10 protein-coding genes and 4 tRNA genes are annotated in these 9506 nt (G+C 69.9%); 7 read left to right on the top strand and 7 right to left on the bottom strand.

The genetic code is table 11. The features are described from left to right. From G6030_RS00345 to thrS, 5 genes are all read right to left on the bottom strand, one after another. Positions 1-593: glycosyltransferase (locus tag G6030_RS00345; protein WP_182641833.1), on the bottom strand; the 593-nt coding region annotated here is incomplete at its 3' end. A 7-nt stretch (positions 594-600) separates the two neighbouring features. Next, positions 601-1509 (bottom strand): phosphatidylinositol mannoside acyltransferase, encoded by a 909-nt coding sequence (locus tag G6030_RS00340; RefSeq protein ID WP_007627698.1) that lies wholly within the window; start codon positions 1507-1509, stop codon positions 601-603. Further along, positions 1506-2165, bottom strand: coding sequence for a phosphatidylinositol phosphate synthase (gene pgsA, locus G6030_RS00335; RefSeq protein ID WP_182641832.1), 660 nt, complete (start codon positions 2163-2165; stop codon positions 1506-1508). The genes G6030_RS00340 and pgsA overlap by 4 nt, the downstream gene beginning before the upstream one ends. A gap of 12 nt (positions 2166-2177) precedes the next feature. Further along, positions 2178-2780 carry an HIT domain-containing protein gene (locus G6030_RS00330; protein ID WP_007627695.1) on the bottom strand — a complete coding sequence of 201 codons (603 nt, stop codon included), beginning with the start codon at positions 2778-2780 and terminating at the stop codon, positions 2178-2180. Further along, entirely contained in the window at positions 2777-4861 is a 2085-nt protein-coding gene (gene thrS / locus G6030_RS00325) for a threonine--tRNA ligase (protein ID WP_182641834.1), read from the bottom strand. The genes G6030_RS00330 and thrS overlap by 4 nt, the downstream gene beginning before the upstream one ends. A 158-nt stretch (positions 4862-5019) precedes the next feature. Between thrS and G6030_RS00320 the strand changes: the two genes are divergently transcribed. Further along, a complete protein-coding gene (locus G6030_RS00320; protein ID WP_063973530.1) occupies positions 5020-5700 on the top strand; it encodes a DsbA family oxidoreductase in 681 nt (226 codons plus the stop codon). Positions 5701-5798: 98 nt separating this feature from the next. Here the strand turns inward: G6030_RS00320 and G6030_RS00315 are convergent. Continuing rightward, a tRNA-Val gene (locus G6030_RS00315) sits at positions 5799-5870 on the bottom strand. Positions 5871-6431: 561 nt separating this feature from the next. On the opposite strand from G6030_RS00315, the gene G6030_RS00310 reads away from it, so the two are divergent. The 5 genes from G6030_RS00310 (at position 6432) to G6030_RS00290 (ending at position 7683) form a co-directional block, all read left to right on the top strand. Beyond that, a tRNA-Gly gene (locus G6030_RS00310) sits at positions 6432-6504 on the top strand. 49 nt (positions 6505-6553) lie between these two features. After that, positions 6554-6624 (top strand) — tRNA-Cys (locus G6030_RS00305). Positions 6625-6655: 31 nt separating this feature from the next. Next, positions 6656-6730 (top strand) — tRNA-Val (locus G6030_RS00300). A gap of 166 nt (positions 6731-6896) precedes the next feature. After that, a complete protein-coding gene (locus tag G6030_RS00295) occupies positions 6897-7127 on the top strand; it encodes a hypothetical protein (protein ID WP_182641831.1) in 231 nt (76 codons plus the stop codon). Between the two features lie 22 nt (positions 7128-7149). Then, positions 7150-7683 carry a GNAT family N-acetyltransferase gene (locus G6030_RS00290; RefSeq protein ID WP_182641830.1) on the top strand — a complete coding sequence of 178 codons (534 nt, stop codon included), beginning with the start codon at positions 7150-7152 and terminating at the stop codon, positions 7681-7683. A 355-nt stretch (positions 7684-8038) separates the two neighbouring features. Here G6030_RS00290 and zapE read toward each other — a convergent pair whose 3' ends face one another. Beyond that, the gene (gene zapE, locus G6030_RS00285; RefSeq protein WP_182641829.1) at positions 8039-9055 is read right to left on the bottom strand and encodes a cell division protein ZapE; all 1017 of its coding nucleotides are present in this window, start codon (positions 9053-9055) and stop codon (positions 8039-8041) included. Between the two features lie 51 nt (positions 9056-9106). Between zapE and G6030_RS00280 the strand changes: the two genes are divergently transcribed. Further along, the coding region (locus G6030_RS00280) for a dihydrofolate reductase family protein (protein ID WP_182641828.1) at positions 9107-9506 on the top strand (400 nt) is incomplete at its 3' end.

Genomic DNA, 9506 nt, shown 5'->3' with positions numbered 1-9506 from the left:
TCGTCGTAACGGCCGAGGAACGTCACCGTCGGGGCGTCGGTCGGCTCCCCTGAGGTGTCGACGTCGCTGAAGGCGCCCACGTCGACACCGTTGGGGATCTCCACGGCGTCGGAGCCCAGGGCCTCCATCTGCCAGCGGCGGGCCAGGGTCGACACGGCGATGCGGCCACGGATCTTCTCGAGCAGCGGCGCCAGGACGCCGTCCGCGGCGTCGAGGATCATCGACCCGGTGGTGGAGGTGTGGAAGGTCGCCGTGATGGGGCCCGAACACATCGCGAGAGCGAACATGCCGACCCCGGGGGCGTTGGGTTCGTGGATGTGCAGCACGTCGAGGGGCTGTTCGCGGAGCCAGTGCCGGGTCGCCCGCCAGGTCGCGGGCCCGAAGCTGAGCCGGGCGACGGACCCGTTGTACGGGATCGGGACGCCCGGCCCGGTCAGCGTCATACCGGAGACCGGAGCACTGCCGGGGCTGCCCGGCGCGAGGACGCGGACGGTGTGCCCGCGACGGCGGAGCTCCTCCGTGAGGTCCACGACGTGGGCCTGTACTCCGCCAGGGGCGTCGAAGGAGTAGGGGCAGATCATGCCGATACGCACGGCCGGATCAGCCCTCGATCCGCTCTCGCCGCTCGGCCGACAGGTCGTCGAGCCACAGAGGCTGCAGCATGTGCCAGTCCGCGGGGTGGCGGGCGATGCCCTCGGCGAACAGATCGGCCATCGCCTGGACGGCGGGCTCGACTCCCCCGGAGACGTCTATCGGCGGGGTGACCCGCACGCGCATCGTGTCGGGGCCGTCGTACCAGAACTGGGCCACGAGGAACGGTGCGCCGGTCTCCACCGCGAGCCTGGCGGCCCCGGCGGGCATGCGGGTGGTCTCGCCGAAGAACGTCACGGGCACACCGGTCCGGCGCAGGTCCCGCTCCCCCGGCAGAGCGACGATGCCGCCTCCGGCGAGGTAGTCCCGCAGCGCGTCGAGCGGTGGGGTGGGTCCGCCCGTATGTGGGTAGATGGTGAACCCCAGACTCTCGCGATAATCCAGGAAGCGCTGGTAGAGCGACTCCGGCTTGAGGCGCTCCGCGACCGTCGCGAACCCGCCGTACCGCCGCGCGAGCCAGGTGCCACCGAGGTCCCAGTTGGCCGAGTGCGGCAGGGCGACCACGACGCCACGCCCCTGCGCGAGAGCCGCGTCCAGGTGCTCGATCCCGTCGATGGTGCGGTCCATCTCGCGGGCGACGGCCTCGCGGTCCATGGACGGCAGGCGGAACGCCTCCCGCCAGTACCGGGCGTAGGACCGGAAGGAGTCGCGGATGAGCTCGTCGGGGACCTCCGCCGGGGCGACGCCGAGGACCCGGGCGAGATTCCTGCGCAGCTGGGAATCGGGGCCCTGCCGACGGGCGGCGATGTCGGCGCCCGTGCGGAAGAGCGCCCGCGCCAGGCCTTCGGGGAGGGCCCGGACCACGGCCCACCCGGCCGCGTAGCCCAGGTCGGACAGGCGCTCGGGCACGTCGCTCATCGGTCTCCCGGCCCCGTGGCCGGTGCGGTGGCGACGTCCTCGTGGGCCACGCGCCGGAGGTAGTCGGTGCGCCCGCCCCACACCCGCTGGACGACCGTGACGAGGCTGCCCACCGCGACGGCGGTGAGCCCGACCTCGAGGGCCCACGGGACACCCAGTCCCTCGAGCCCGGCGCCGAGCAGGATGAGCACCAGCCGGTCCGCGCGCTCCATGAGCCCGCCGGGGGTATGCAGGCCGCCGGCGTCCGCGCGGGCCTTGGAGTAGGACACCACCTGTGACAGCACCAGGCAGGCCAGGAGCATGACGAGGGCGTAGCGGTTGTCGGGCTCGGCGTGGACGAGCCACCACAGCAGGGAGGACAGGATCACGCCGTCCGCGACCCGGTCGGACACCGCGTCGACCAGGGCGCCGTACGGCGATCCGCCGCCGCCGGCACGCGCGACGGCGCCGTCGACCAGGTCGAGCAGGGTGCACAACGCGATGACGATCGCGCCCGCGACGAGCAGTCCGTTGCCGAACAGGGCGACGGCCGCGGCGCTGGTCAGCACGAGCCCCGTCAGGGTGATGCCGTTGGCCGTGACGCCCGCCCGGACGAGGAGCGTCGCGAACGGGTGCGTCACCCGGGTGACCCCAGACCTTCCGTACTCGCTGAGCATTCGTCCCCCCGCTTACCTAGAAGGTGTCGTCGACCCGGGCACGGTAGCCGGGGACCCCGTGGTGGACCACGCCTCGGCGAGCAGCTGCCGTGTCTGACGGAGGAGCTGCGGCAGTACCTTGGTGCCGCTGGTCACCGTAATGAAGTTGGCGTCCCCGATCCAGCGTGGGACGACGTGTTGGTGCAGATGGTCGGACAGCGACCCGCCGGCCGCGCCGCCGAGGTTGAGCCCGACGTTGAACGAATCGGGTGCCGAGACCGCCTTGACGACCCGGATCAGGTGCTGCGTATAGGACATCAGCTCACGGGACTCGTCGTCGTCCAGGTCCTCCAGGTTCGCCACCTTGCGGTACGGCACCACCATGGCGTGACCCGGGTTGTACGGGAAGAGGTTGAGTACGACGTAGACATGGTCGCCCCGGGCGACCACCAGCCCGTCCTCGTCGCTCATCCGGGGGATGTCGAGGAACGGCTCCCCCGTCATCCCCTCGGCGGGTTCCGGGCGGGTCTCCGCGATGTAGGACATCCGGTAGGGCGCCCACAGCAGCTGGAGACGGTCCTCGCCCACGCCGAACTGGCGGTATTCCTCGGTCGGCACCGAGTCCCCGGACGTCACACGCGCTCCGCGGTGGGCACGTCGTTGCGGCGCGAGTTGATCCAGTAGGCGATCTTGTCCATGGCGGCATTGCGCGAGACACCGTTGAGCTGGGTGCCGTCGGGGAACCGGAAGCTCACGGCGCCGGCCTCCACGTCGCGGTCGCCGGCCAGCAGCATGAACGGGACCTTGCCGGTGGTGTGGTTGCGGATCTTCTTCTGCATCCGCTCGTCGGACGTGTCGAGCTCGGCTCGGATGCCCCTGCCGCGCAGTTCGTCGATCACGTCCTCGAGGTGCTTCTCGTGCGCCTCCGCGACGGGGATGCCCACCACCTGCACGGGCGCGAGCCACGCGGGGAACAGGCCTGCGTAGTGCTCGAGGAGCACGGCGAAGAACCGCTCGATCGAGCCGAAGAGCGCGCGGTGGATCATGACGGGGCGCTTCTTGGTCCCGTCGGCGGCGTTGTAGGTCAGATCGAACAGCTCGGGCAGGTTGAAGTCGAGCTGCACGGTCGACATCTGCCAGGTGCGGCCGATCGCGTCACGTGCCTGCACGGAGATCTTGGGACCGTAGAAGGCGGCCCCGCCCGGGTCCGGCACGAGTTCGAGCCCGGAATTCGTCGCCACGCGGCGCAGGGTCTCGGTGGCCCGCTCCCACAGTTCGTCGCCGCCGACGTACTTCTCAGGGTCCTTGGTGGACAGCTCCAGATAGAAGTCGTCGAGACCGTAGTCACGCAGCAGGGAGATGATGAACGAGAGCACGGAGGCGATCTCGCCCTCCATCTGCTCCTCGGTGCAGTAGATGTGCGCGTCGTCCTGGGTGAAGCCGCGGGCGCGGGTGAGCCCGTGGATCACGCCCGACTTCTCGTACCGGTACACGGTGCCGAACTCGAACATCCGCAGCGGGAGCTCGCGGTACGAGCGGCCCCGGGAGTCGAAGACGAGGTTGTGCATCGGGCAGTTCATGGGCTTGACGTAGTAGTCCTGCCCCGGCTTGGTCTCGTTGCCGTCCGCGTCGTGTTCGGCGTCGAGCACCATCGGGGGGAACATGCCTTCCGAGTACCAGCTCAGGTGCTGCGACTTGCGGAACAGGTCGCCCTTGGTCACGTGCGGGGTGTTGACCAGCGAGTAGCCCGCGGCCAGGTGGCGCTTGAGGGAGTGCTGTTCCATCTCGTTGCGGATGATGCCGCCGCGCGGATGGAACACCGGGAATCCGGAGCCGATCTCGTCGGGGAAGCTGAACAGGTCAAGTTCGGTGCCGAGCCGCCGGTGGTCGCGCTTCTCCGCCTCGGCCAGTCGGTCGAGGTAGGCGTCCATGGCCTCGGTGCTCTCCCACGCAGTGCCGTAGATGCGCTGGAGGCCGGCGTTGCTCTGGTCACCCCGCCAGTAGGCCGCCGACGAGCGGGTGAGGGTGAACGCGGGGATGAACTTGGTGGTCGGGGCGTGGGGACCGCGGCACAGATCGGACCAGATGACCTCACCGGTCCGGGGGTTGAGGTTGTCGTACGCGGTGAGTGCGCCCGCGCCCACCTCCATGATCTCGGAGTCCTCGAGCGCCTCGGCGCCGCCCTCGTCGCCGGCGTCGGCCCGGCCCTTGTCCTCGATGAGCTCGAGCTTGTACGGCTCGCCGGCCAGCTCGGCCCGGGCCTCGTCGAGCGAGGCGTACTCGCGGCGCGAGAAGCGCTGACCGGCCTTGATGATCTTCTTCATCCGCTTCTCGAGGTCCTTGAGGTCCTCGGGGGTGAAGGGCTCGGCGACGTCGAAGTCGTAGTAGAAGCCGTTCTCGATCGGCGGCCCGATGCCGAGCTTGGCCTCGGGGAACTTGTCCTGCACGGCCTGGGCGAGCACGTGTGCGCAGGAGTGTCGGATCACCGAGCGGCCGTCCTCGGTGTCGGCGCGGACGAGCTCGACCTCGGTGTCCGCCTCCGGCGCCCAGGACAAATCCCGCAGTGTGCCCTCCGGGTCGCGCACCACGACGATGGTCTCCGGCCCGCTGCGCGACTGGAGTTCGCGCTCGGCGAGGATCTTGCCCGCCGGCTCACCGGCCGGGATGACGGTGGTCACGGTGGCCGCACCCGTCGCGTCGACATCGGCTTGAGGCATGCGGTTCTCGGACACGGGGGACGATCTCCTCGGCAGTGGACGTCGGGCGGCGACGGGCCGCCCGGGCTGACACCGCGGTCCGAACGTGGGACCGGGCCGGTCCATGCTACCCGGGCCCCCTCGGAATCCCGGACCTCGCCGGGGCGTTGCACCCGGGTATGCGCATCGACATCTGGTCCGACGTCATCTGTCCGTTCTGCTGGATCGGCAAAAGGCACCTGGAGGCGGCGTTGGAGTCCTTCCGCGCCGAGCATCCCGACACCGAGGTCGAGGTCGCGTGGCGCGCGTACGAACTGGATCCGACGGCACCCCGCGTCACGGGCGACGAGCCGGGTGAGACCAGCGTCGAGATGCTCGCGCGCAAGTACGGGATGTCCCGGGCCGAGGCCGAGGCCGGTCAGGAGCAGATGGCCGCCCGATTCCGCGAGTTGGGCCTGGAGTTCGACTGGCGGTCGGCGCGGGTCTGCTCGACGTTCGACGCTCACCGGCTCGCCGCGCTGGCGGCCGAGCACGGACGCGCGGACGAGGTGGACGAGGGCCTGCGCCGCGCCCATTTCTCCGAGGGTCAGGTGATCTCGGACCCCGCGGTGCTGCGGCGTATCGGTGTCGACGCCGGCCTGCCCGTCGACGCGGTGGACCGGGTGCTGGCCGGTGATGATTTCTCCGATGAGGTCCGGCGCGACGTGGAGACCGCGCGGGGCCTCGGGATCCGAGGGGTGCCGTTCTTCGTGTTCGACGGCCGGCTCGCGGTGAGCGGTGCGCAGCCCGTGGAGGTGCTCGAGCAGGCCCTGGAGCAGGCACTGGAGTCCGGCGCGGAGGCCGCATCCGACGCCGGCTGACCCGTCGCCGCCGGGCGCTCCTGCTGCTCCCGCGCCTCGATCAACCCCGGCAACGACAGAAGCCCTCCCGATGTCCGGGAGGGCTTCTGTCGTGATTGTGGTCCTAACTGGGTTCGAACCAGTGACCTCTCCGGTGTGAACGGAGCGCTCTTCCGCTGAGCTATAGGACCGCATGTCGCCGGGCTCTCTCGCTCGGCACCGGAACACTGTAGCAAGCCCCGGCCCGGCGCCCAATTCGGGGTCCGCATCCTCGCTCCTGCCCAGCTCCCGCCCAGCTCGGGCCTTGCCCGGGCCCAGCGTTTCGCTCCTACGTTGCCCCCGCCTCGACTTAGCTTAGCGGCCTCCGTGCTCCCTCGCGCCTCGCCGCCTCCGCGCTTCGCCGCCTCCCCGCTGCTTCCGTCGCCGGCGGTGCGGCCGACGGTCGAGTGGTCACGAACGACGCGAACCCTGAGCCGCGATCTCGGTAACCGCGTAGAGGTGTGACCGCTCGGCGGACACGCAGGCGCGTTCGCTGCGGGAACGGCGGGGGCGCCGCGTTCGCGGAGATCGTCGCTCTCCACGTTTGCCGATCGGGCCGCGTGCGCGATTCCCGGAAGCGGCTAAGGGACGGCCGATTTCGGACATCTGCCCAGTTCATCACGCATTTACGGACCCGGATTTGTGTTCCGCCGAACCCGTCGGCTAATGTTCATTCTCGCAACGCGGTGAGCAACAGCGAGCCGGGAAGCGATGCGGATGTGGCGCAGCTGGTAGCGCATCACCTTGCCAAGGTGAGGGTCGCGGGTTCGAATCCCGTCATCCGCTCGGAGGGATCGAGGAGCCAGGACGTCCTCACCAGGCTCGATACCTTTGCGGTGGAGTGGCCGAGTGGTGAGGCAGCGGCCTGCAAAGCCGTCAACACGGGTTCGATTCCCGTCTCCACCTCTACGTCCGGACTCGTCCGGGCGCAGAACCCGCGCGATTAGCTCAGCGGGAGAGCGCTTCCCTGACACGGAAGAGGTCACTGGTTCAATCCCAGTATCGCGCACCACAGGAAAGCCCCGGCCCCCGGCCGGGGCTTTCTGCGTTGACGCGCCGGCGGGCGGAGTGATGCACTTCGGGACGTGCCCGCGGGCCTCGCTGCCTCCGGGCGGATCGCCGTCGTACCGGTATCTGACCGTTCCTCGTATGTGATATCCATCACGGATGATGGTGGCATGACTGCCACGCCCCGACTTCACCATTCGACGACGGTCGGCCGGGCCGACGTGGCGAGCATGCGCGGCCGCGTCGTCGATTTCCATCACACCACCGGGGTCCTCGCCGACCTCTACCGGACAGCAGCCGGCTCTTATGAGGTCACACTCGTCCTCGGCGGTGGCGACGACATCGAGCGGTATGTCATCCGCGGGGTACGTGAGGACGAGAGCCTCCATCTGCACGCGTGAACGCTGTCCCTAGGCTGGCCGGGTGACCGCGCGACTCGACGAGGCCGTAGAGGCCGACCTCCGCCCCCTCTCGGAACTGGCCGCCCGTACGTTCCCGCTGGCGTGCCCGCCCGACCTCGACGCCGAGGTGATCGGCGCCTTTATCGCCGAGCACCTCAGTGAGGAGGCGTTCAGGGCATACACGGAGTCCGCGGACCACGAGGTGCTGGTGTGCCGCGCACCCGGCGGCGCGATTGTGGGATACGTACTGCTCGTCGAGGGCACCGCGATGGATCCCGACTGCGCAGCGCAGATCGTCCACCGCCCCACGACGGGCATCAGCAAGTTTTACGTCGACCCGGACCACCACGGCGCAGGGATCGCGTCCCGGATGCTCGACGACGTGACGGCGCGAAGTCGACAGTCGGGTGTGCGGAGCGTCTGGTTGGCCACGAATATCGCGAACGCGCGGGCCCGTCGGTTCTACGTCAAGCACGGGTTCGAGCCCCGCGGGAACCGGACTTTTGACGTGGGCGGCGTCGCCAACACCGATGTCGTCTACGAACTGCCTCTCTGAATCGCGCTCTTTCTGAGCCGCGCTGCCGCGGCCGGACGATCCCGGTCCTCGAGCGCTCCTTCGGGATAGGCCGCCCTGGCGATGCCCGGCTGTGGCAACGCCACCTATCTGCCCACGCGCCACCTGTGGGATCCCGTAGGCGTCGCGCTATCGGATAGGTGGTGCGTAGGCAGATAGGCGGCGCGGAGGCCGATGGGTGGCGGGTGATCCGATAAGCGACGTCGCGGGTTGAGAACCCGGGCGGGTCGCCGGCCCCGGGCGCGCCGCGGCGCTGCGGTCGGGAATGAGCCAGCTGCGGCCGGCGATCAGCCGGCTGCGGCGCTGCCGTCGGGAATGAGCCAGCTGCGGCCGGCGCTCAGCCGCCGACGGTCTCGAAGCGGGACAGCGCCAGGAGGCGCGAGGTCGCCCGCAGGTACTTCTTCCTATAGCCGCCGGCGATCATCTCCTCGGTGAAGATCGCGTCGAGCTTGTCGCCCGAGTTCCGCACCGGGATGCCGGCGTCGTAGAGACGGTCCGCGAGCACCACGAGCCGCAGCGCGATCGACTGGTCCGGCAGCGGCTTGACCCCGCTCAGGCAGACACGGTTCACCCCGTCGACCAGGCGGTTGTACTTGGAGGGGTGCAGGGTCGACAGGTGTTGGCACAGCTCGTCGAAGTCATCGAAGGTCGCGCCGTCGACCGCCTCGGCGTCCGCCCGCAGGTCCTCGTCGGTCATCGGCTCCGGCGCCGGCGGCAGGTTGCGGTGCCGGTAGTCCGGACCGTCCACCCGGATGGACTCGAAGATGCCCGACATCTTGCGGATCTCCCGCATGAAGTCCTTCGCCGCGAAGCGCCCCTCCCCCAGCTGCTCGGGCAGGGTGTTGGATGTGGCCGCCACACTGACACCGGCCGTCGTCAACTCGGCTAGCAGGCGGGAGACGAGCATGGTGTCGCCCGGGTCGTCGAGCTCGAACTCGTCGATGCACAGCACGGAGTGGCCCGAGAGCTCCTCGACCGCGCGGTTGAAGCCGAGCGCACCCACCACATGCGTCAGCTCGACGAACGTGCCGAACGCCTTGGGCTCCGGGCAGTTGTGATAGACCGAGGTCAACAGGTGGGTCTTGCCCACACCGAACCCGCCGTCGAGGTAGATGCCGGTGCCCTGGACGGCCTTGGGGCGCCGCCCGAACAGGCCCTTCTTCGGCGCGCGCCGGGCGTTGACCTCCTCCGCGAACTGCCGACACGCCTTGACCGCGGCGGCTTGCGAGGGCTGTGCCGGATCCGGGATGTAGGAGTCGAAGCTGACGTCGTCGAACATCGACGGCGGCACCATCTGGGCCACGAGCTGGTCGGCGGGGACCACCGGGGTGACGTCAACGAGGCGATAGACCATACGCAGAGCCTATCGTGGGGGCACCCGACGTCAGAACGGAAGGAGTCCGCGGTGCACACGACACGGCTGACCGTGATCGACGAGGACCCCGCGGGCCTGGACGCCCTCTGGGAAGCGCTGGAGCCGGAGCCCGATCTCGCCCTGCCCCGCATCCGGGCGGTGATGATCTCCACGGTCGACGGCAGCACGACCGTCGACGGACGCAGCGGCGGGCTCGGCACCCCGACCGACAGACTCGTCTACGACGCCATGCGCGCCCGCGCCGACCTGGTGATGGTGGGCTCCGCCACGGCCCTGACCGAGGGATACGGCCCCGCCGGGATCGCCGACGCCTGGGCGGACCGTCGCCCCGGTCCCCCGCCGGTGGTCCTGGTGTTCAGCCGCAGCATCCCCGACCGGCTGATCGAGCACTGCGCTCCCCTCGGGGACGCCGTCCAGGTCGTCGCCGCGC

It is taken from the genome of Dietzia sp. E1 (genome assembly GCF_014145015.1).
Classification (GTDB): domain Bacteria; phylum Actinomycetota; class Actinomycetes; order Mycobacteriales; family Mycobacteriaceae; genus Dietzia; species Dietzia cinnamea_A.
Note: the sequence above shows the minus strand (reverse complement) of the source record. Positions and strands in the feature narration are given on the sequence as shown.